Here is a 499-nt window from a genome sequence, read left to right on the forward strand (position 1 = left end):
TTGTGACAGGATGGCCTGCCGCCTTAATAGCTTCCATATCGAAGCTAATCAGCTTATCACCAGTTTTGACATGGTCACCTTGCTGGATATGGGCAGTGAAACCTTGACCATTTAAATTGACGGTGTCCATACCGATATGAATCAACATTTCCAAACCTTGGTCGGTCACTAGGCCAATGGCATGTTTGGTCGGGAAGAGAACGGAAACTGTCCCGTCAACTGGGGCTACCAGTTCACCTTGACTAGGCTCGATGACAAGTCCTTNGGAAGAGAACGGAAACTGTCCCGTCAACTGGGGCTACCAGTTCACCTTGACTAGGCTCGATGACAAGTCCTTGCCCCATGACCCCTTGGGCGAAGACAGGGTCGGGTGATTGTGATAGGTCTTGAACCTGACCAGCTAACGGACTCTTGACAGAAATCAGAGTCCCAGCTGGAGCACTCGTCGCTTCCTTGGCCTGGGCAACCGCTTGAACTTGTGGAGCCTTGACAGTGGCAT

At 51.4% G+C, this 499-nt stretch carries 2 protein-coding genes; both read right to left on the reverse strand.

The window, feature by feature from the left end:
* Positions 1 to 292: PTS glucose transporter subunit IIA (locus FH871_RS34750; RefSeq protein WP_212768363.1), on the reverse strand; the 292-nt coding region annotated here is incomplete at its 3' end.
* Positions 243 to 425 (reverse strand): PTS glucose transporter subunit IIA, encoded by a 183-nt coding sequence (locus FH871_RS34755; RefSeq protein WP_369008815.1) that lies wholly within the window; start codon positions 423 to 425, stop codon positions 243 to 245. The genes FH871_RS34755 and FH871_RS34750, both read right to left, overlap by 50 nt.
* Positions 426 to 499: the final 74 nt, after the last annotated feature.

The organism is Larkinella sp. C7, assembly GCF_006149005.1.
Lineage (GTDB): Bacteria > Bacteroidota > Bacteroidia > Cytophagales > Spirosomataceae > Larkinella.